20 protein-coding genes are annotated in these 19,799 nt (G+C 70.8%); 15 read left to right on the top strand and 5 right to left on the bottom strand.

Going from position 1 to position 19,799, the window contains the following annotated elements; translation table 11 throughout:
* Positions 1–65 precede the first annotated feature (65 nt).
* Genes V6M57_RS00665 through V6M57_RS00655 form a run of 3 tightly spaced genes read right to left on the bottom strand, consistent with a single transcriptional unit; the run spans position 66 to position 2,293 of the window.
* Complete coding sequence (locus V6M57_RS00665; RefSeq protein ID WP_332813041.1) at positions 66–299, bottom strand: hypothetical protein; 234 nt, start codon at positions 297–299, stop codon at positions 66–68.
* Entirely contained in the window at positions 296–664 is a 369-nt protein-coding gene (locus V6M57_RS00660; RefSeq protein WP_332813040.1) for a response regulator transcription factor, read from the bottom strand. The genes V6M57_RS00665 and V6M57_RS00660 overlap by 4 nt, the downstream gene beginning before the upstream one ends.
* Positions 665–721: 57 nt before the next feature.
* On the bottom strand, positions 722–2,293 hold the full coding sequence (locus V6M57_RS00655; protein WP_332813039.1) for a helix-turn-helix domain-containing protein: 1,572 nt from the start codon (positions 2,291–2,293) through the stop codon (positions 722–724).
* A 213-nt stretch (positions 2,294–2,506) separates the two neighbouring features.
* On the opposite strand from V6M57_RS00655, the gene V6M57_RS00650 reads away from it, so the two are divergent.
* From V6M57_RS00650 to V6M57_RS00630, 5 genes are read left to right on the top strand one after another with little or no spacing between them, the layout of a single operon-like run.
* Complete coding sequence (locus V6M57_RS00650) at positions 2,507–3,838, top strand: substrate-binding protein (protein WP_332813038.1); 1,332 nt, start codon at positions 2,507–2,509, stop codon at positions 3,836–3,838.
* A 19-nt stretch (positions 3,839–3,857) separates the two neighbouring features.
* The gene (locus tag V6M57_RS00645; RefSeq protein ID WP_332813037.1) at positions 3,858–4,877 is read left to right on the top strand and encodes a branched-chain amino acid ABC transporter permease; all 1,020 of its coding nucleotides are present in this window, start codon (positions 3,858–3,860) and stop codon (positions 4,875–4,877) included.
* A gap of 10 nt (positions 4,878–4,887) precedes the next feature.
* Positions 4,888–6,141 (top strand): branched-chain amino acid ABC transporter permease, encoded by a 1,254-nt coding sequence (locus tag V6M57_RS00640; protein WP_332813036.1) that lies wholly within the window; start codon positions 4,888–4,890, stop codon positions 6,139–6,141.
* 10 nt (positions 6,142–6,151) lie between these two features.
* Complete coding sequence (locus tag V6M57_RS00635; RefSeq protein ID WP_332813035.1) at positions 6,152–6,907, top strand: ABC transporter ATP-binding protein; 756 nt, start codon at positions 6,152–6,154, stop codon at positions 6,905–6,907.
* The gene (locus V6M57_RS00630) at positions 6,904–7,662 is read left to right on the top strand and encodes an ABC transporter ATP-binding protein (protein ID WP_332813034.1); all 759 of its coding nucleotides are present in this window, start codon (positions 6,904–6,906) and stop codon (positions 7,660–7,662) included. The genes V6M57_RS00635 and V6M57_RS00630 overlap by 4 nt, the downstream gene beginning before the upstream one ends.
* Positions 7,663–7,847: 185 nt before the next feature.
* Here V6M57_RS00630 and V6M57_RS00625 read toward each other — a convergent pair whose 3' ends face one another.
* A complete protein-coding gene (locus V6M57_RS00625) occupies positions 7,848–10,043 on the bottom strand; it encodes a malate synthase G (RefSeq protein ID WP_332813033.1) in 2,196 nt (731 codons plus the stop codon).
* A 158-nt stretch (positions 10,044–10,201) separates the two neighbouring features.
* On the opposite strand from V6M57_RS00625, the gene V6M57_RS00620 reads away from it, so the two are divergent.
* Positions 10,202–11,185, top strand: a complete 984-nt coding sequence (locus tag V6M57_RS00620; RefSeq protein ID WP_332813032.1) for a LysR family transcriptional regulator — start codon at positions 10,202–10,204, stop codon at positions 11,183–11,185.
* Positions 11,182–11,640 carry a DUF2214 family protein gene (locus tag V6M57_RS00615; protein WP_332813031.1) on the top strand — a complete coding sequence of 153 codons (459 nt, stop codon included), beginning with the start codon at positions 11,182–11,184 and terminating at the stop codon, positions 11,638–11,640. The genes V6M57_RS00620 and V6M57_RS00615 overlap by 4 nt, the downstream gene beginning before the upstream one ends.
* 27 nt (positions 11,641–11,667) lie before the next feature.
* Here V6M57_RS00615 and V6M57_RS00610 read toward each other — a convergent pair whose 3' ends face one another.
* Positions 11,668–11,874 carry a PsiF family protein gene (locus V6M57_RS00610; protein WP_332813030.1) on the bottom strand — a complete coding sequence of 69 codons (207 nt, stop codon included), beginning with the start codon at positions 11,872–11,874 and terminating at the stop codon, positions 11,668–11,670.
* A 171-nt stretch (positions 11,875–12,045) separates the two neighbouring features.
* Between V6M57_RS00610 and argS the strand changes: the two genes are divergently transcribed.
* From argS to V6M57_RS00570, 8 genes are all read left to right on the top strand, one after another.
* Positions 12,046–13,719, top strand: coding sequence for an arginine--tRNA ligase (argS, locus tag V6M57_RS00605; RefSeq protein WP_332813029.1), 1,674 nt, complete (start codon positions 12,046–12,048; stop codon positions 13,717–13,719).
* A gap of 8 nt (positions 13,720–13,727) precedes the next feature.
* Positions 13,728–14,318 (top strand): SPOR domain-containing protein, encoded by a 591-nt coding sequence (locus tag V6M57_RS00600; protein ID WP_332813028.1) that lies wholly within the window; start codon positions 13,728–13,730, stop codon positions 14,316–14,318.
* Between the two features lie 67 nt (positions 14,319–14,385).
* The gene (locus V6M57_RS00595; protein ID WP_332813027.1) at positions 14,386–15,036 is read left to right on the top strand and encodes a thiol:disulfide interchange protein DsbA/DsbL; all 651 of its coding nucleotides are present in this window, start codon (positions 14,386–14,388) and stop codon (positions 15,034–15,036) included.
* Positions 15,037–15,139: 103 nt separating this feature from the next.
* Positions 15,140–15,751: a lipopolysaccharide transport periplasmic protein LptA gene (gene lptA / locus V6M57_RS00590; RefSeq protein WP_332813026.1), complete on the top strand. Its 612-nt coding sequence runs from the start codon at positions 15,140–15,142 to the stop codon at positions 15,749–15,751.
* Between the two features lie 2 nt (positions 15,752–15,753).
* Positions 15,754–16,542, top strand: a complete 789-nt coding sequence (lptB, locus tag V6M57_RS00585) for an LPS export ABC transporter ATP-binding protein (protein WP_332813085.1) — start codon at positions 15,754–15,756, stop codon at positions 16,540–16,542.
* A 108-nt stretch (positions 16,543–16,650) separates the two neighbouring features.
* Positions 16,651–18,189 (top strand): RNA polymerase factor sigma-54, encoded by a 1,539-nt coding sequence (gene rpoN / locus V6M57_RS00580; RefSeq protein WP_332813025.1) that lies wholly within the window; start codon positions 16,651–16,653, stop codon positions 18,187–18,189.
* Positions 18,186–19,409 (top strand): THUMP domain-containing class I SAM-dependent RNA methyltransferase, encoded by a 1,224-nt coding sequence (locus V6M57_RS00575; protein WP_332813024.1) that lies wholly within the window; start codon positions 18,186–18,188, stop codon positions 19,407–19,409. The genes rpoN and V6M57_RS00575 overlap by 4 nt, the downstream gene beginning before the upstream one ends.
* A complete protein-coding gene (locus tag V6M57_RS00570) occupies positions 19,402–19,797 on the top strand; it encodes a putative toxin-antitoxin system toxin component, PIN family (protein ID WP_332813023.1) in 396 nt (131 codons plus the stop codon). Before V6M57_RS00575 ends, V6M57_RS00570 begins: the two co-directional genes overlap by 8 nt.
* Positions 19,798–19,799 lie beyond the last annotated feature (2 nt).

Raw genomic sequence — 19,799 nt, 5'->3', positions numbered from 1 at the left:
GGGCCCGGGTCTCCCCGGAGGGCCGTGCCGCGGCGCCGCCACGAACCTGGAGTCCCGGCATCGCTTCAGGCCGGCGGTTCCGGCTCGCCGCCGATCCGCCGGGCCAGCCACCAGGCCAGCCCGATCAGCGCGGCCCAGACGCCGAAGATGTAGACGACGATGAGCGGCATGCCCAGCACCTGCACGCGCGCGGTGAACAGCGGCAGGAACGGCGGCAGCAGCAGGAACGCGCCCAGGAAGGGCAGCACCACCGCCGCGCTGCGCAGGCGCTGCCGCGAGAGGCGCTCGATCGGCTTCACGCGCGGGTCAGCCGCCGCACCTGCTCGACCAGGTCGCGGTTGGCGAAGGGCTTGGTCAGGTAGGCCGCCGCGCCGATGGCTTCGGCCATTTCCCGGTCGCGCTGCTGGGTCTTGGCGGTCAGCACGATCACCGGCAGCGACTGCAGGCGCGCGTCGGCCTTGATCGCCTTGAGTACCTCGAAGCCGTTGCGCCCGGGCAGCATCACGTCGAGGATCAGCAGGTCGGGCAGGCCGCGCCGCAGCTGCTGCAGGACCGCTTCGCCATCGGCCACCGTGGACACGGCGTGGCCTTCCCGGCTGAGAATGAAGCTCAGTGATTCGGAGATGTTCGCCTCGTCCTCGGCGATCAGAACGCGTGCCGCCATGGCTGCCTGCCGCTGTGTTGGAGCGGCCCAGTCTAGCGGCGGCGCGTCGCGGCAGCCTCAGGACATGCCCGCATCGAAAAGGGGTTCTTCCTGGCGCCAGCTGCAATCGCGCCGCACGCAGACGCGGCAGGCCTGCCCCACCGGGGTGGCCGGCGCGCGTGGCGTCAGGTCCATGCCGTCGCCGTAGACCAGGCGGTCCGCGTGCAGGGCGTCGCAGAACAGCATGACCGACAGCAGGCGCGGGGGCGCGCCGAAGCCGGTGCCGTCCTTCTCCACCACACGCGCCACCATCAGGTAGCGGTCCCCGCCGGGGAATTCGGCCAGCTGCCGCACGATGCTGCCGGGGCTGCGGAAGGCCGCATGCACGGCCCACAGGGGACAGGCATTGCCCCAGCGTGGCAGCGGCAGGCGCGGCAGCGACAGGCGCTTGGTCACGAAGCCGGACGGATCGGTGCGCAGGAAGCCGAACGGGATGCCCTCGGCGCCGGGCCGGTGCAGGGTGGCGAGCCGGTGGCACACCTGCTCGAAGCTGGTGCCGAAGCGGCGCGCCAGCAGCTCGATGTCGTGGCGCGCCGCCGCGGCCGCGGCCTGGAAGACCTCGTAGGGCATCAGCAGCGCCGCGGCGGCGTAGCCGAACAGCGCGCGCCGCGCACGCCGCCGCGCGGCCTCGCTGGCGAGCACGCCCTGGGCGCGCGCCAGTTCCGCTTCGACCGCGTCGCCGCAGGCGCGCTCGCAGGCGGCCCGGGCCAGCGCGAAGCGGCGGCTGGCCGGGCTGGCCAGGGCCGGGAGTTCCAGCACGAGGGGGGAGGACGGCTCGCTGCCGGAGCTGCGCGCGGGCCCGGCCTCCCAGTCGGCGTCGCGCACTTGCAGGCCATGCCGCTCGCGCAGCCACTGCGCCAGGGCGGCCGTGGCAGGCATCGCCGCGCCGATCTCGCCGGCCAGCGACCGGGCGGCGTCTTCCAGCTGCGGGAAATGGTTGCCGCGGTCGAACAGGTAGTCGTCCACCTCCGCCGCCGGCGTGCTGGGCGGGCCCGAGGCCAGGTCGCGGCCGAGGAAGGAGGCCAGTGCCTGCGCCACGTCCGACAGCCGGCGGCTGTCCTGCGCGATGATGGACACGAAGCGGCGCTGGTGCGCGCCGTCCAGCGTCTCCTCGCCCTCCAGGATCTCGGACGCGGAGCGGATCGCCGTCAGCCGGGTGAGCAGCGCGTGCACGGCCTCGGCCACGAACGGGTCCTGGCTGAGCCGGTCGGACAGGGCCGCCACCGTCTGCCGCTGCGAGATGCCGGCGCGATGCAGCGCCACCAGGGCGCGGCCCCAGCCCGGATGGCGCGCCACCAGGTCGGCTGCCGAAGCCGCGTCGAGGTGCAGCGCGGACAGCAGCGGCTCGGCCGCGATCTCCGCCAGGTCGTCGAGCAGGCGGCGCTCGGCGGCGCCGTCGAATTCCTCCAGCGGCCGCTGGAGCGCCTGCGCGATGCGGTGCAGCAGCGCCCCGGCGATGTTGCGCCGGTCGCTTTCGATCAGGTTGAGGTAGGAAGGCGAGATGCCCACCCGCTGCGCCAGTGCCGCCTGTGTGACGCCCTGGGCGCGGCGCTGGTCGCGAATGCGCTGGCCGACGAGGGTGCGTGCCATGGAAAACCCTTCCGTGAAAACCCGCGTGTTGGCCGTTGCGGCTGTCAATCCTTGACCGAGCGGCCCGGGCGTGACAGCGGATCTTTACTAGAAAGTCCTTTGTCGTCAAACATTTATTGAAACCTTGACAAACCCATGAGATGGTCCGGCCCGTGCCGTGCAGTCGTCCGGCGGCGCATTCGATTCACTTCAACCCGATCGACGAGGTCCACCATGGAAGACAAGGTTCGACGCAACGTACTCAAGGGCATGGGCGCGATGGGGGCCGGTATCGCGGCGCCCACGTTCTTCATGCGCAACGCCTGGGCGGAGGAGTTCCGCAACAACCCGGGCAACAGCAAGACCGTGACCCTGGGCTTCAACGTGCCCCAGAGCGGCCCCTATGCCGACGAGGGCAACGACGAGCTCAAGGCCTTCAAGCTCGCCACCAAGCACCTCAACGGCGAGGGCGACGGCGGCATGATGAAGACCTTCAAGCCGTCCTCGCTCAAGGGCAACGGCATCCTGGGCAAGAAGGTCCAGTACGTGACCGGCGACACCCAGACCAAGGCGGACGCCGCGCGCGCCTCGGCCAAGCGCATGATCGAGAAGGACGGCGTGATCATGTTCTCCGGCGGCTCGTCCTCGGCCGTCGCCGTGGCGGTGCAGTCGCTGGCCCAGGAGATGGGCGTGATCTTCATGGCCGGCCTGACCCACTCCAACGACACCACCATGAAGGACCGGCGCCGCTATGGCTTCCGGCACTTCTTCAATGCCTACATGTCGGGCCAGGCGCTGGCGCCGATCCTGGCCCAGGAGATGGGCAAGGACCGCAAGGCCTACCACCTGACCGCCGACTACACCTGGGGCTGGACGCAGGAAGAGTCGATCAAGAACGCCACCGAGAAGCTCGGCTGGCAGACGGTCAAGGCGGTGCGCACGCCACTGGGCGCCGGCGACTTCTCGCAGTACATCACCCCGGTCCTGAACTCCGGCGCCGACGTGCTGATCCTGAACCACTACGGCAAGGACATGGTCAACTCGCTGCGCCAGGCGGTGCAGTTCGGCCTGCGCGACAAGAGCGTCAACGGCAAGAACTTCGAGATCGTGGTGCCGCTGTATTCGCGCCTGATGGTGCAGGGCGCCGGCGATGCCGCCAAGGGCATCCTGGGCACCGCCAACTGGCACTGGACGCTCAAGGACGAGGGGACCAAGGCCTTCACCAAGTCGTTCGGCCAGGAGTACGGCGAGCCGCCTTCGCAGGCCGCGCAGACCTGCTACGTGCAGACGCTGCTGTACGCCAACGCCGTGGAGAAGGCCGGCACCTTCTATCCGCCCGAGGTGATCAAGGCGCTGGAGGGCTTCAAGTTCGACGGCCTGGGCAACGGCCCGACCGAGTACCGCGCCGGCGACCACCAGTGCTTCAAGGACGTGCTGGTGATGCGCGGCGCCGAGAAGCCCAACGGCCGCTTCGGGCTGCTGGAAGTGGTCAAGGTGGTGCCGCGCGCGCAGGTCGAGTACGACCCGAAGATGGGCGGCGGCGAACTCGGCCCCTACAAGGTCTGACGGCAAGGGGCCCCGCGCGATGGACGCCATCCTGCTGCAACTGCTCAACGGCCTGGACAAGGGCGGGGCCTACGCCCTCATCGCCCTCGGCCTGACCCTGATCTTCGGCACGCTGGGGGTGGTGAACTTCGCCCACGGGGCCCTGTTCATGCTGGGCGGCTTCTGTGCGGTCGTGCTGCACAAGCTGCTGACGATCTCGAAGATGGTCAAGGACACGACCGTGACCTTCTTCGATTCGTACAAGGAGGTGCCCTACCTCACGCTGTGGTTCGGCGACGCCGGTGCGACGGTGATCGACTACGCGGTGCCGCTGTCGGTGCTGCTGGCGATCCCGCTGATGCTGGTGCTGGGCATCGCGTTCGAGCGCGGGCTGGTCCGGCACTTCTACCGGCGGCCGCACGCCGACCAGATCCTGGTGACCTTCGGGCTGGCCATCGTGCTGCAGGAGCTGGTCAAGGCCTACTTCGGCGCCAACCCGATCCCGGTGCCGACGCCGGACGCCTTCACCGGCAGCGCCGACGTCGGCGCCTGGCTGGGGCTGGGCAGCAACGCGATCACCTATCCGTGGTGGCGACTGGTCTACTTCGTGTTCTCGCTGGTGGTGATCGGCGCGGTGTTCGCCTTCCTGCGCTTCACCACCTTCGGCATGGTGGTGCGCGCCGGCATGCGCGACCGCGAGACGGTGGGCCTGTTCGGCATCCACATCGAGCGCCGCTTCACCGTGGTGTTCGGCCTGGCGGTGGTGGTGGCGGGCATCGCCGGCGCGATGTACACGCCGATCCTGGCGCCCGACTACCACATGGGGATGGAGTTCCTGGTGCTGTCGTTCGTGGTCGTGGTGGTGGGCGGCATGGGGTCGCTGGCGGGAGCGGTGCTGGCCGGCTTCCTGCTGGGCATCCTGCAGTCGTTCGCCTCGATGAACGAGATCAAGGCGCTGGTGCCCGGCATCGACCAGGTGATCATCTACCTGGTCGCCGTGGTGATCCTGCTGGTGCGCCCGCGTGGGCTGCTGGGCCGCAAGGGCCTGATGGAAACCTGAAGGAGGCGGCATGACGATCAATGGCCGCAAGGACCTGCTGCTGCTGGGCGGCTTCGCGCTGGCGGTGCTGGCGCTCCCCCTGTGGGCGGCGCCGCTGGGCGCGGGCTACCCGGACCTGCTGCAGAAATTCGCCATCTACGGCATCTTCGCGATCGGCTTCAACATCCTGTTCGGCCTGACCGGCTACCTGTCGTTCGGTCACGCCGCCTTCCTGGGCGTCGGCTCGTACACGGCGGTCTGGTGCTTCAAGCTGCTGACCATGAACGTGCTCCCGGCGGTGCTCTGCGCCATGGTCGTGGCCGGCCTGTTCTCGCTGGCGATCGGCTACATGAGCCTGCGCCGCTCCGGCATCTACTTCGCCATCCTGACGCTGGCCTTCGCCCAGATGTCCTACAACCTGGCCTATTCGGTGCTCACGCCGATCACCAACGGCGAAACCGGGCTGCAGATCACGCGCACCGACCCGCGCATGATCGACACCTGGTTGAGTGGGGCCAGCAGCGCGATCCCGCACACCAACCTGTTCGGCATCCCGATGAGCGGCTACAGCGGCTTCTATTTCTGCGCGGTGCTGCTGATCCTGGCGTTCTACGTCGCCTTGCGCATCAGCCGCTCGCCGTTCGGCACCATGCTGCGCGCCATCAAGTCCAACCAGAACCGGCTCAACTTCACCGGGGTGCACTCGCGGCCCTACGCACTGGCGGCGTTCGTGATCTCCGGCGTGTACGCCGGGCTGGCCGGCTCGCTGCTGGCCGTGACCGACCCGCTGGCCGGCGCGGAGCGCATGCAGTGGACCGCCTCCGGCGAGGTGGTGCTGATGACCATCCTGGGCGGCGTCGGCACCCTGCTGGGCCCGATGCTGGGCGCCGTGGTGATCAAGTACTTCGAGAACATCTTCTCGGCCTTCAACGCGCAGACCCTGCACGGCATCTTCTCCTTCCTGCCCGACCCGGTGGAGAACGCGGTGGTCGGCCTGCTCGGCCTGTTCGTGGGCGAGGGCTGGCATCTCACGCTCGGCGTGCTGTTCATGATCATCGTCATCTTCCTGCCGGGCGGGATCATGGAAGGCATCGAGCGCATCGGCCGCCTGCTGCGGCGGCGCAGCGCCGGTGAGCCGCAGGCGCATGCGGCGCCCGCCCACCCGGCCGGGCCGCACCACGCCACGCCCCATCCGGCGGGCTCGCAGCCGGGCGCACCGCAACCAGGGACATCGCACCCCGGATCGCCCAATCCCGTCACGCGCCCCGCGCAGGGCACCGCCTAGGAGGAAGGCCATGTCGATCCTCCACGTCAAGGGCGTGAGCAAGAGCTTCGCCGGCCTGAAGGCCCTGAACGACGTCAACCTCGCCGTCGAGGAAGGCAGCGTGCACGCCATCATCGGCCCGAACGGCGCGGGCAAGTCCACGCTGCTCAACTGCTTCGTCGGCCGGCTGGCGCCCGACAGCGGCTCGGTCACCTTCGACGGCAAGTCGCTGGTCGGGCTGGCGCCGCACGAGATCAACCAGACCGGCGTCGCACGCGTGTTCCAGACACCCGAGATCTTCGGCGACCTCAGCGTGCTGGAGAACGTGGTGATCCCGGCGCTGGCGCGCCGCGACGGCGCCTTCGCCTTCAACGCCTGGCCGCGCGCCGACGCCCAGGCCGAGGTGCTGGAGCGGGCCGAGCACGCGCTCGAGGACGTCGGCCTGGCCGGCAAGCGGCACGCCGTGTCGGGCAACCTCTCGCGCGGCGACAAGCGCCGGCTGGAACTGGCCATGTGCCTGGTGCAGGAGCCGCGCCTGCTGCTGATGGACGAGCCCACGGCGGGCATGTCGCGCGCCGACACCAACAACACCATCGACCTGCTGCAGCGGGTCGGCGAGGGCAAGGTGACCAAGGTGATCATCGAGCACGACATGCACGTGGTGTTCTCGCTGGCCCGGCGCATCAGCGTGATGGCGCAGGGGACGGTCATCGCCGAGGGCGACCCGCAGGCCATCAAGGGCGACGAGCGGGTCAAGCAGGCTTACCTGGGAGGCGCCCACCTGTGAACGCCGCCGTCACCACCCCCGAGCGCGAGAGCGCCGTCACGCCGGCTTCGCCGGCCTTCTTCTCCTGCCGCAACCTGCACGCCTACTACGGGCAGAGCTACGTGGTGCAGGGCGTGGGCTTCGACGTGCACGAAGGCGAGATCGTGGCCCTGCTGGGCCGCAACGGCGCCGGCAAGACCTCGACGCTGCGCACCATCGCGCGACTGGCCGATCCGCAGCTGCGCAGCGGCGAAGTCTGGCTGGACGGCCATGCGCTGCATCCGCTGGCGGCCTGGCAGGCGGCCCGGCTGGGCGTCGGGCTGGTGCCCGAGGACCGCCGCATCATCGGCGGACTGACGGTCGAGGAAAACCTGCAGCTGGCCCAGATCGAGCAGCCGCGCGGCTGGTCGATCGACCGCATCTACACCCACTTCCCGCGGCTGGCCGAGCGCCGCCGGCAGGAGGCCGTCACGCTCTCCGGCGGCGAGCAGCAGATGCTGGCGGTCGCCCGCGCGCTGTCGCGCGACGTCAAGCTGCTGCTGCTGGACGAACCCTACGAGGGGCTGGCGCCGGTGATCGTGCAGGAGATCGAGAAGATCCTGGAGGAGATCAAGGCTCTGGGCCTGACCACCATCATCGTCGAGCAGAACGCCATCGCGGCGCTGCACCTGGCCAACCGCGCCGTCATCCTCGACATGGGCGAGGTGGTGTTCGACGGGACCGCCAAGGAAGTGATCGACAACGCGGACCTGCGGCACCAGTACCTGGCGATCTGAGGCGAGGGCGGATACCGCTCGCGACTCCCGCGCATCTCGCCCCTGGTGTCATCCCGGCGAACGCCGGGATCCATCTCGCGCGGCCTGGACCCGCGCGGGCGTGTACCGTGCACGGGAGATGGATTGCGGGCCTGCCCCGGACCCCGATCCGGGGTCGAGCCCGCAATGACACCTTACGGGCCGCCTCAGCCCCGCGCCGCCTTCACCTTCAGCCGCCACGCGTGCAGCAGCGGCTCGGTGTAGCCGGACGGCTGCTCCTTGCCCTTGAACACCAGGTCGAGCGCGGCGCGGTAGGCGAACGAGGTCTCCCAGTTGCCGGCCATGGGCCGGTACAGCGGATCGCCCGCGTTCTGCCTGTCCACCACGGCGGCCATGCGCTGGAAGGTCTCGCGCACCTGCTGCTCGCCCACCACGCCGTGGTGCAGCCAGTTGGCGATGTGCTGGCTGGAGATGCGCAGGGTGGCGCGGTCCTCCATCAGGCCGACGTTGTGGATGTCGGGCACCTTGGAGCAGCCCACGCCCTGGTCGATCCAGCGCACCACGTAGCCCAGGATGCCCTGCACGTTGTTGTCCAGCTCCTGCTGGCGCTCCTCGGGCGTCCACTTCGCCTGCGGCACCACCGGCACCTGCAGCAGGCCGGCCAGGAGGGTCTCGCGCTCGCCGGCGGCGTCGATCTTCTCCAGCTCGCGCTGCACCGCGGCGACGTCGACCTGGTGGTAGTGCAGCGCGTGCAGCGTGGCGGCGGTCGGCGAGGGCACCCAGGCGGTGTTGGCGCCGGCCTTGGGATGGCCGACCTTCTGCTCCAGCATGGCGGCCATCAGGTCCGGCATGGCCCACATGCCCTTGCCGATCTGGGCGCGGCCGCGCAGGCCGCAGGCCAGGCCGACCAGCACGTTGTTCCTCTCGTAGGCCTGGATCCAGCTGCTGGCCTTCATGTCGCCCTTGCGGAACATCGGCCCGGCCAGCATCGCCGTGTGCATCTCGTCGCCGGTGCGGTCGAGGAAGCCGGTGTTGATGAAGGCCACGCGCGCGGCGGCCTCGGCGATGCAGGCCTGCAGGTTGACGCTGGTGCGGCGCTCCTCGTCCATGATGCCCAGCTTCACCGTGTTGGCCGGCAGGCCGAGCAGCTGCTCGACGCGGCCGAACAGCTCGCTGGCGAACGCCACTTCCCGCGGCCCGTGCATCTTGGGCTTGACGATGTAGACCGAGCCGGTGCGCGAGTTGCGGATGCCGTTGGCGCCGTGTCCCTTCAGGTCGTGGACCGCGATGGCGGTGGTCACGACCGCGTCGAGGATGCCTTCCGGGATCTCCTGGCCCTCGCCCCACAGGATGGCCGGGTTCGTCATCAGGTGCCCGACGTTGCGCACGAACAGCAGCGAGCGGCCGTGCAGCGTCACGCTGCCGCCGCCGGGCGCGGTGTAGACGCGATCGGGATTCAGGCCGCGCGTGAAGGTGCGGCCGCCCTTGCTCACCTGCTCGGTCAGGTCGCCCTTGAGGATGCCCAGCCAGTTGCGGTAGGCCAGCACCTTGTCCTCGGCGTCGACCACCGTCACCGAGTCTTCCAGGTCGAGGATGGTCGACAGCGCCGCCTCCATCACCACGTCGGTGATGCCGGCCGGGTCGCCGCTGCCGATCGGCGTCGTGCGGTCGATCCGGACGTCGATGTGGATGCCGTGGTGCCGCAGCAGCACGGACGAAGGCGCGCCGGCCGGCCCCTGGAAGCCCACGAACTGCGACGCATCCTTCAGTCCGGTGCTGGCGCCGCCCTGCAGCGCCACCACCAGCCGGCCGCCTTCGACCCGGTAGGCGAGCGCATCGCGGTGCGAGCCCTGGGCCAGCGGTGCGGCCTGGTCGAGCACGCCGCGCGCGTAGGCGATCACCCTGGCCCCGCGCACCTCGTTGTAGCCGGGGCCCTTCTCGGCGCCGGCGGTCTCGGGAATGGCGTCGGTGCCGTACAGCGCGTCGTACAGGGAGCCCCAGCGTGCGTTGGCGGCGTTCAGTGCGTAGCGCGCATTCAGGATCGGCACCACCAGCTGCGGACCGGCCTGCAGCGCCAGTTCGGCGTCCACGTTGGCGGTGGTGGCCTGCACGCCGGCCGGCGCCGGCACCAGGTAGCCGATCTGCTCCAGGAAGGCGCGGTAGCCCTGGACGTCCTGCACCGGGCCGGGGTGGGCCTGGTGCCAACGGTCCAGTTCGGCCTGCAGCCGGTCGCGCTCGGCCAGCAGGGCCTTGTTCTTCGGCGCGAGGTCGTGCACGAGGGCGTCGAAGCCCTTCCAGAAATCGGCGGGGGCGACCTCGGTGCCGGGCAGGACCTCCTCCTCGATGAAGCGGTGCAGCTCGGTGGCGACCTGCAGGCGGTGGGCGGACGTGCGGGCGGTCATGGCAAGACTCCAGTGGATTGCAAGGAAATAGGACAGCGCGCGGCCTTCGCCGCGGCCCTTGGTCGGACTTTATTCCAACCTGTGACCAAGGTTTAGAGCCCGGCAAGTGATTTGATTCGTGACTTGCCAATGGTTAATCCGACCATAATCGGGCCTGGATGGACAAGCTCAAGCAACTCGAGTCCTTCGTCTCGGTCGCCACCCGCGGCAGCCTCACCGCGGCCGCCAAGGCCGAGGGGGTGGCGCCCGCCATCATGGGCCGGCGGCTCGACGGGCTGGAGGAGCGCCTGGGCGTGAAGCTGCTGGTGCGCACCACCCGGCGCCTGACGCTGACCCACGAGGGCAGCGCCTTCCTGGAGGACTGCCAGCGGCTGCTGGCCGACCTGGCCAATGCCGAGGCCAGCGTCAGCGCCGGCGGCGTCAAGGCCAGCGGCCACCTGCGCGTCACGGCGCCGGCGGGCTTCGGCCGGCGCCACGTGGCACCGCTGGTGCCGCGCTTTCGCGAGCAGCACCAGGACGTGACCATCTCGCTCAACCTCAGCGACCGCGTGGTCGACCTCACCGGCGAGGGCTACGACTGCGCCGTGCGGGTGGGCGACCTGCCCGACTCCTCCCTGGTCAGCGTGCGCATGGCCGACAACCGCCGCCTGTGCGTGGCGACGCCGCAGTTCCTGGCGCGCCATGGCACCCCCCAGCACCCGGCGGACCTGGCGCGCTTCCCCTGCCTCATGCTGTCGAGCGAAGCCTCGCAGGTGCGCGGCTGGGCGTTCCGGGTCCCGCGGACCGCCCCGGGGCGGATCCACGAAGGTGTCCTGGCGGACGCCGGGCCGCCCTCGGCGCTGGAGGTGGTGCACTTCCGCCCCGCCGGGCCGCTCGACTGCTCCGACGGCCAGGTGCTGCACGACTGGTGCCTGCGCGGCTGGGGCATCGCCTGGCGCAGCACCTGGGAAGTGGAGGCCGACCTGCAGGCCGGCCGGCTGGTCGAGGTGCTGGCCGACTACGCCGCCCCGCCCAACGGCATCTACGCGGTCTTTCCGCAGCGCAAGCACCTGCCCGTGCGGGTGCGCCTGTGGATCGATTTCCTCAAGCAGCATTTCGGCCGGCCCGATTTCTGGCGCGAAGGCGCCCCCTCCATCCCATGACCCTCGAAGCCCTGCTCGCCTTCCTGCACATCTCCGCCGTCCTGGCGATCGTGGTCTTCCTGACCAGCGAAACGGCGATCTGCCGGCCCGAATGGCTCAATGCCACGGTGATCGAGCGGCTGGTGGTCGTGGACCGCATCTACGGCATCGCGGCCGCCGCCGTGCTGCTGACGGGGCTGGCGCGCATCTTCCTGGGCATGAAGGGGGCCGGCTGGTACGGAACGAACTGGCTGCTGTGGTCCAAGGTCGGCCTGTTCGCCATGGTCGCGCTGATGTCGATCCGGCCCACCCTGCGCTTCATCGCCTGGCGCAAGGCGCTGCGCGCCGACGGCAGCCTGCCGTCCGCGGAGGAAGTGCGTCGGGTGCGGCGCTGGGTGATGTGGCAGGCCCACATCGTCCCCTTCATCCCGCTGCCGGCGGTGTTCCTGGCGCGCGGCTGGGGACAGCTGGGCTGATCCGGCGGGGGACGCCCCCGCCGCCGCTCAGGACTTCTTCTTCAGGCACTCGCTCATGAACGCCTTGCGTTCGTCGCCCTTGAGCGCCCTGGATTTCGCTTCGGCATTGCAGGCCTTCATGCGGGACTGCTGCCCTGCCGTGGCCGGCGCCGCTTTCAGTTCGGCCGCCTGGGCGGCGCCGAGCGACAGCGACAGCGACAGCCCCAGGGTGGCCAGGCCAAGAATCTTCTGCATGGGAACCTCCTCGATTGAAGTAGACGGGCCGGCTTTGTAGCGCGGACCAGGGCCGGCCCGCTTCCCCCAGCCTGGCGAGGTTCCCCCCAGGACGAGGGAGGCCAGCCCTTCTCGAGGCAGTCGCTCGTGCGCGCCGACGGCTGGATGAGGTCGCGCCCGTAAAATCCGGCGATGCTCCTGGTGAAAGAAGAATTGCTCGGCGCGCTGGCGTCCGGGCTGGAACGGCTGTCGCCGGGCGCGGGAGCGAAAGCCGCGTTCGAGTCGCCCAAGGCGGCGGCGCACGGCGACCTGGCCTGCACCGCGGCCCTGCAGCTGGCCCGGCCGCTCAAGCTCAATCCGCGCCAGGTCGCGGAAAACCTCCGCTCCGGCCTTCTGCAGGCGCCCGCCTTCCAGCGCTGGGTCGATGCCGTCGAGATCGCCGGCCCCGGCTTCCTGAACATCCGCCTCAAGCCCGCCGCCAAGCAGCAGGTGGTGCGCGAGGTGCTGCAGGCCGGCGAGCGTTTCGGCCACCGGCGCGCCAACGGCCAGCGCCTGATGGTGGAGTTCGTCTCGGCCAACCCCACCGGCCCGCTGCACGTGGGCCACGGCCGCCAGGCCGCCCTGGGCGACGCGATCTGCAACCTGTACGCCAGCCAGGGCTGGGACGTGTGGCGCGAGTTCTACTACAACGACGCCGGCGTGCAGATCGCCACCCTGGCGCAGTCGGTGCAGTTGCGCGCGCGCGGCCTGAAGCCCGGCGACGCCGGCTGGCCGGAGGCCGCCTACAACGGCGACTACATCGCCGACATCGCGCAGGACTTCCTGGCGGGCAGGACGGTGCAGTCGGACGACCGCGCCTTCACCGCTTCCGGCGACGTCGAGGACCTGGACGGCATCCGCCAGTTCGCGGTGGCCTACCTGCGCCACGAGCAGGACCTGGACCTGCGGGCCTTCGCCGTGAAGTTCGACCACTACTACCTGGAGTCCAGCCTGTACACCAGCGGCAAGGTCGAGGCCACGGTGCAGCGGCTGCAGCAGGCCGGCAAGACCTACGAGCAGGACGGCGCGCTGTGGCTGAAGTCGACCGACTACGGCGACGACAAGGACCGCGTGATGCGCAAGTCCGACGGCGGCTACACCTACTTCGTGCCGGACGTGGCCTACCACATCAGCAAGTGGGAGCGCGGCTTCCGCAAGGCGGTCAACATCCAGGGCACCGACCACCACGGCACCATCGCGCGGGTGCGCGCCGGGCTGCAGGCGGCCGGCGTCGGCATACCGGCCGGCTATCCCGATTACGTGCTGCACACCATGGTGCGCGTGATGCGCGGCGGCCAGGAGGTCAAGATCTCCAAGCGGGCCGGCAGCTACGTGACGCTGCGCGACCTGGTCGAGTGGACCAGCAAGGACGCGGTGCGCTTCTTCCTGCTGTCGCGCAAGCCGGACACCGAGTACGTGTTCGACGTCGACCTGGCGCTGGCGCAGAACAACGACAACCCCGTGTACTACGTCCAGTACGCCCACGCCCGCATCTGCTCGGTGCTGGCGGCCTGGGGCGGTGACGCCGGCGCGCTGCGCGAAGCGGACCTGTCGGCGCTGGACAGCCCGGTGGCGCTGGCTCTGATGCTGCAGCTGGCCAGGTACCCCGACATGCTGGCCGCGGCCGCGGCCGACTTCGCGCCGCACGACGTGACCTTCTACCTGCGCGAGCTCGCGGCCGCCTACCACTCCTACTATGATGCCGAGCGCATCCTGGTGGATGACGAGACGCTGAGGCGGGCGCGGCTGGCGCTGGTGGCGGCCACCGCGCAGGTGCTGCGCAACGGCCTGGCGATGCTCGGCGTGGACGCGCCGGAGAAGATGTGAGCAGGAACTTGAACAGACAGCGTGGCAATGTGCTGGTGGGCCTCGTCATCGGGGTGCTGATCGGGCTGGGCATCGCGCTCGCGGTGGCGGTCTATGTCACCAAGGTGCCGGTGCCCTTCGTCAGCAAGCACACCGGCCGTACGGCCGAGCAGGACGCGGCCGAGATCAGGAAGAACAAGGACTGGGATCCCAACGCGCCGCTGTACGGCAAGAACCCGGCGCGGCCGCTGCCGCCGGCGCCTGCCGCGGGGCCCGCGCCGCTGCCGCCGGCGGTGGCCGGCCGGCCAGCCACCGCCGCCTCCGGCTCGGCCGATCCGCTGGGCGAGTTCGCCGCGGCGCGCTCGGCCAGCCCGGCCGCCGATCCCTTCCTCTATTTCGTGCAGGTCGGCGCCTTCCGCACCGCCGAGGATGCCGAGGCGCAGCGTGCCAAGCTGTCGCTGATGGGCATCGAGGCGCGCGTCACCGAGCGCGAGCAGTCGGGCCGGCAGGTCTTCCGCGTGCGCGTCGGTCCCTTCGAGCGCAAGGACGAGGCCGACCGCAGCAAGGAAAAGCTCGAAGGCATAGGGCTGGAAACCGCGCTGGTGCGCGTCCAGCGCTGAGCGGCCGGCGGGAACCAAGCCGCCGCGCCACGGCTCTGAGCCCAGACTCAAGGAGTGAAAGACCGACATGAACCGACGTGAGTTCTCCGCGGGCGCCGCCTGCGTCGTTGCCGCCGCGGGCCTGGGGCTGCCGCCGCTGGCCTGGGCCCAGAAGAAGCCCGAGGACGGGGGCGACTACAAGTCGCTGGACAAGCGCGCGCCCACCGAAGCACCCGCCGGCAAGGTCGAGGTGGTGGAGTTCTTCTGGTACTCGTGCCCGCACTGCAACTCCTTCGAGCCGCAGCTGGAAGCCTGGCAGAAGCGGCTGCCGGCGGACGTGGTGTTGCGCCGGGTGCCGGTGGCCTTCCGCGACAGCTTCGTGCCGCAGCAGCGCCTCTACTTCACCCTGGAAGCCATGGGCAAGGTCGACGAGCTGCACCGCAAGGTGTTCCACGCGATCCACGCCGAGCGGCAGGCGCTGGACAAGGAGGGCCCGATCCTCGAGTGGGCCGCGAAGAACGGCCTCGACAAGGCGAAGTTCCAGGAGATCTACAACTCCTTCTCGATTTCCACCAAGGCGCGCAAGGCGGCCCAGCTGCAGGACGCCTACAAGGTGGAGGGCGTGCCCGCGCTGGGCATCGCCGGGCGCTGGTACACCGACGGCTCCATGGCCGGCAGCATGCCGCGCGCCGTGCAGGTCGCCGAGTACCTGATCGCCGAGGCACGCAAGTCGCGCTGATCCGGCCCGGCTCGTCGACTCGCACCGGCCCGCTTCGGCGGGCCTTGTGTTCTGGGGCGCGTCGCGGGGCCCCCGTACAATCGACAGCAAGATTCGTGCCTTTATGAAGACCTTTCTTCCCGTCCTTCTGCTCGCGTCGGCCGCGCTGGCCCTGCCGGCCCAGGCCGAACGGGCCGACCGCGGCCAGCCGATGAACATCGAGGCCGATGCGCTGCGCTACGACGACCTCAACCAGACCAGCGTGTTCACCGGCCGGGTGGTGCTGACCAAGGGCACCATCCTGATCCGTGGCGCGCGGGTGGACGTGCGGCAGGACCCCGAAGGCTTCCAGTACGGCGTGGTGACGGCGGCGCCGGGCGAGCGCGCGTTCTTCCGCCAGAAGCGCGAGGGCGTGGACGAGTACATCGAGGGCGAAGGCGAGGTGATCGAGTACGACGGCAAGGCCGACCGCGTGAAGTTCATCCGGCGCGCCGAGATGCGCCGCTACCGGGGCGCCACCCTGGCCGACGAGGTGCAGGGCAGCCTGATCACCTACGACAACACCACCGACGTGTTCACCGTGGACGGCGGGCCGACCTCGCCCACCCCGGGCGGGCGCGTGCGCGCCGTGCTGGCACCGCGTGCATCCGCGTCCGCACCCGCGCCGTCCGCACCGGCCGCGCCGCCGCCGGCGCAGCTGCGGCCGAGCACCACCTTGCGCGGGGAAGCGCGGTGAAGGTGGACCTGGCGGAGGCTGTGCCGGCCGCCCCGGAAGCGCAGCCGGTCCGCAGCCGCCTGGAGGCGCGCCACCTGCGCAAGACCTACGGCAGCCGGGCCGTGGTCAAGGACGTGTCGCTCGGCGTGGCCAATGGCGAGGTGGTCGGCCTGCTGGGCCCCAACGGCGCGGGCAAGACCACCTCCTTCTACATGATCGTGGGGCTGGTGCGCGCCGATGCCGGCGACATCTCCATCGACGGGCAGGCCGTGGAGCACATGCCGATCCACCGCCGCTCGCGCCTGGGGCTGTCCTACCTGCCGCAGGAAGCGTCGATCTTCCGCAAGCTCAACGTCGCGGAGAACGTGCGGGCGGTGCTGGAACTGCAGCGTGGCCCGGGCGGCCGGCCGCTGGCGCGCGAGGAGATCGAGGAACGGCTGGCCGCGCTGCTGCAGGACCTGCGGGTGGATCACCTGCGCGACTCGCCGGCGCCCGCGCTGTCCGGCGGCGAGCGGCGGCGGGTCGAGATCGCCCGCGCGCTGGCGACGCAGCCGCGCTTCATCCTGCTGGACGAGCCCTTCGCCGGCATCGACCCGATCGCCGTCATCGAGATCCAGCGCATCATCGGCTTCCTCAAGTCGCGCGGCATCGGGGTGCTGATCACCGACCACAACGTGCGCGAGACGCTGGGCATCTGCGACCACGCCTACATCATCAGCGAGGGCGAGGTGCTGGCGCAGGGCACCCCTTCGGAGATCGTCGACAACGCCGACGTGCGCCGGGTCTATCTCGGCGAGCACTTCAGAATGTAATGGCCCCCCGCTTGTCGCTTCGTGTCCTGCGCTGCCTCCCGGGAGGGCGCTCGCGCCTTGGGGCGGGCCGGCGGCGCTCGACCTAGCCATGGCGCGCCGGGGACACCCATGAAGCAGGGGCTGTCGCTTCGGGTCTCGCAGCACCTCGCGCTGACCCCGCAGCTGCAGCAGTCGATCCGCCTGCTGCAGCTGTCGACGCTCGAGCTGGCGCAGGAGGTCGAGCAGATGCTCGGCGACAACCCGTTCCTCGAGGTCGTGCCGGAGGAGGCGCCGCGCGAGGAGTTCGGCCTCAGCCATGCCGACACCCTGCCGCCCGAGGCCGAGCGGGAGGAAGCGGCGCTGGAGGCGGCCGCGCCGGACACGCCCGCGGCCGGCGCAATCGACGCGACGTCGCCGGAGGCGGCCGACTGGGAGGGCGATGGCAGCATCGAGCTGGTGCCCGACGACGGCGAGTGGGGCGGGGAGGCCCCGGCTCGCCGCAGGGATTCCGATGGCGAGGGCGGCGCCGATGCGATCGACCTCGCGTGCGGGCACGAGTCCTTGCCGGACCACCTGCACCGGCAGGCGCTGGCCTTGCGGCTGGCCGCGGAGGACCGGGCCGCGCTGCGCTTCCTGATCGAGTCGCTGGACGACGACGGCTATCTGGAGGATTCGCCCGAGGCGCTGGCCGCCGCGCTGGCCCCCGGCGACCCGGAGCAGCAGGAGGAACTCGTCCACCGCTTCACGGTCGCGCTGCGCTTGCTCCAGCACCTCGATCCCGCCGGCGTGGGCGCGCGGTCGCTGGCCGAGTGCCTGCAACTGCAGCTGCAGGCCCGGCGGGAGGAGGGCGCCGATCCGGCGGCGTGCGACACCGCGCTGGCGATCTGCGGGCAGCCGATGGACCTGCTGGCGCGCCGCGACGTGCGGCGACTCGCCCAGCTGTGCCGGCTGGCCGAGCCGGACATCAGGGCCGGGATGGCCCTGATCAGCCGCCTGGAGCCCAAGCCGGGGCGGCGCTTTGCCGACGTCGAGCGCAACATCGTGGTGCCGGACGTGCTGGTCAGCCCCGCCGGGCCGGGCAACCCGTTCCGCTTCCGCGTCCAGCTCAACCCCGACGTGCTGCCCCGGCTGCGCGTGCACGACGCCTACGCCGGTGCCCTCAGGGCGCACCGCGGCGAAGGGCACCAGGCGCTGCAGCAGCGGCTGCAGGAAGCGCGCTGGTTCATCAAGAACATCCAGCAGCGCTTCGACACCATCCTGCGGGTGTCCACCGCCATCGTCGAGCGGCAGAAGAACTTCTTCGTGCACGGCGAACTCGCGATGCGCCCGCTGGTGCTGCGCGAGATCGCCGACGAGCTGGGCCTGCACGAATCCACCATCTCGCGCGTGACCACCGCCAAGTACATGGCCACGCCGCTGGGGACCTTCGAGCTCAAGTACTTCTTCGGCTCCGCGCTGGGCACCGAGACCGGCGGCAACGCGTCGTCCACCGCCGTGCGGGCGCTGATCCGCCAGCTGGTCGCCGCCGAAGACGCCGCCCGGCCGCTGTCGGACAGCCGCATTTCCGAGATGCTGAAGGAGCAGGGCATCGAGTGCGCGCGCCGCACCGTCGCCAAGTACCGCGAGGCGCTGCGGATCGCGCCGGCCAACCTGCGAAAGGCCCTGTGACCCTCCAACTGTTCCTGCCGTGCGCGGCCGGCGTCGAAGACCTGCTGGCCGACGAGGTGCACCGGCTCACCGGCCTGGCCGGCGACGACCTGCTGGTCGGCCGCGGCGGCGTGCAGGCGCGCGCCGGCTGGCGCGATGCGCTGCGGCTGAACCTGCACAGCCGGCTGGCCCAGCGCGTGCTGGTGCAGCTGTCGCACACCCCCTACCGCGCCGAGGCCGACCTGTACGACGCCGCCGCGGCGGTCGGCTGGGAGGCCTGGTTCACGCCGCGCCAGAGCTTCAAGGTCGAGGTCACGGCGCAGCGCAGCCCGCTCAGGAGCCTGAACTTCGCGGCGCTGAAGATCAAGGACGCGGTCGCCGACCGCTTCCGGGCGAAGGCCGGCGCACGCCCCGACGTGGACACCCAGCGGCCCGACGTGCGCCTGTTCGCGCACCTGAGCGCCACCGACTGCACGCTCTACATCGACACCTCCGGCGAGCCGCTGTTCAAGCGCGGCTGGCGCGAGGACAAGGGCGAGGCGCCCCTGAAGGAGACGCTGGCTGCCGCCATGGTCGCGGCCAGCGGCTGGCAGGCGGACGTCCCCCTGTACGACCCCTGCTGCGGCAGCGGCACGATCGCGATCGAGGCGGCCCAGCTGGCCTGCGGCATCGCCCCGGGATCCTTGCGGCGCTTTGCCTTCGAGCGCCAGCTGCCCTTCCAGCCGCCAGTCTGGAAGCAGCTGAAGGAGGAGGCGCAGGCTGCGCAGCACCCGGCCACGGCGCCCGTCTTCGGCAGCGACGTGGCGTTCCGCATGGTCGATTTCGCCCGCCGCAACGCCGAACGCGCCGGCGTCGCAGCGGCGCTGGAATTGCGCGGTGGCGATGCGCTGCAGCGGCTGCCGCCCTGCGCGGCGCCCGGCCTGCTGCTGCTCAACCCGCCCTATGGCGAGCGCATCGAAACGGCCGGCGTGGCCGGGCGCGTGCAGCGCGGGCGCGAGCGCCCGCAGGTGGACCCGGCGCAGGACTTCTTTGCCGCGCTGGCCGCCCACTGGAAGCGGCACTACGCCGGCTGGACGGCCTGGGTGCTGACGCCCGACCTGAAACTGCCCTCGCGGATGCGCCTGAAGGAGTCGCGCCGCGTGCCCTTGTGGAACGGTCCGATCGAGTGCCGGCTGTTCCGCTTCGACATGGTGGCGGGTTCGACCCGCGGCGCAGAGGGCGATGCAACGCCTCGTGCTTGACACCAACATCGTGCTGGACGTGTTCGTGTTCGGCGATGCCGCGGCGCGCCCGCTGCACCAAGGGCTGCTGGAGGGGCGCCTGCAGTGGCTGGCCACGGCCGCCATGCGCCAGGAACTGGAGCGGGTGCTGGCCTATCCGCAGTTGGCGCGCCGGATGAGCGCCGGCGGCATCGCGGCCGCCGAGGTGCTGGGTGCCTTCGACCGCCACGCGCAGCCGGCACCTTCGGCCCCGCGCGCGGGGCCTGCCTGCCGCGACCCCGACGACCAGAAGTTCATCGACCTGGCCGTGGCCCGGCGCGCTGCGCTGCTGAGCAAGGACCGCGCGGTGCTCGCCCTGGGCAAGCGGCTCGCGGGTCTCGGTGTCCACGTGGCGCCGGCGCTGGCCTGACG

This window comes from Ramlibacter sp. (genome assembly GCF_036676645.1).
GTDB lineage: Bacteria > Pseudomonadota > Gammaproteobacteria > Burkholderiales > Burkholderiaceae_C > Ramlibacter.
This window is presented reverse-complemented; position numbering and strand designations above follow the sequence as displayed.

What these genes read in the sequence shown, in the direction of transcription:
- V6M57_RS00635 (WP_332813035.1), top strand. Translation starts at nt 6,152, where the DNA reads ATGTCGATCCTCCACGTCAAGGGCGTGAGCAAGAGCTTCGCCGGCCTG.
- V6M57_RS00660 (WP_332813040.1), bottom strand. Translation starts at nt 664, where the DNA reads ATGGCGGCACGCGTTCTGATCGCCGAGGACGAGGCGAACATCTCCGAA.
- rpoN (WP_332813025.1), top strand. Translation starts at nt 16,651, where the DNA reads ATGAAGCAGGGGCTGTCGCTTCGGGTCTCGCAGCACCTCGCGCTGACC.
- argS (WP_332813029.1), top strand. Translation starts at nt 12,046, where the DNA reads ATGCTCCTGGTGAAAGAAGAATTGCTCGGCGCGCTGGCGTCCGGGCTG.
- V6M57_RS00650 (WP_332813038.1), top strand. Translation starts at nt 2,507, where the DNA reads ATGGAAGACAAGGTTCGACGCAACGTACTCAAGGGCATGGGCGCGATG.
- V6M57_RS00595 (WP_332813027.1), top strand. Translation starts at nt 14,386, where the DNA reads ATGAACCGACGTGAGTTCTCCGCGGGCGCCGCCTGCGTCGTTGCCGCC.
- V6M57_RS00610 (WP_332813030.1), bottom strand. Translation starts at nt 11,874, where the DNA reads ATGCAGAAGATTCTTGGCCTGGCCACCCTGGGGCTGTCGCTGTCGCTG.
- V6M57_RS00625 (WP_332813033.1), bottom strand. Translation starts at nt 10,043, where the DNA reads ATGACCGCCCGCACGTCCGCCCACCGCCTGCAGGTCGCCACCGAGCTG.
- V6M57_RS00640 (WP_332813036.1), top strand. Translation starts at nt 4,888, where the DNA reads ATGACGATCAATGGCCGCAAGGACCTGCTGCTGCTGGGCGGCTTCGCG.
- V6M57_RS00655 (WP_332813039.1), bottom strand. Translation starts at nt 2,293, where the DNA reads ATGGCACGCACCCTCGTCGGCCAGCGCATTCGCGACCAGCGCCGCGCC.
- V6M57_RS00620 (WP_332813032.1), top strand. Translation starts at nt 10,202, where the DNA reads ATGGACAAGCTCAAGCAACTCGAGTCCTTCGTCTCGGTCGCCACCCGC.
- V6M57_RS00645 (WP_332813037.1), top strand. Translation starts at nt 3,858, where the DNA reads ATGGACGCCATCCTGCTGCAACTGCTCAACGGCCTGGACAAGGGCGGG.
- lptA (WP_332813026.1), top strand. Translation starts at nt 15,140, where the DNA reads ATGAAGACCTTTCTTCCCGTCCTTCTGCTCGCGTCGGCCGCGCTGGCC.
- V6M57_RS00615 (WP_332813031.1), top strand. Translation starts at nt 11,182, where the DNA reads ATGACCCTCGAAGCCCTGCTCGCCTTCCTGCACATCTCCGCCGTCCTG.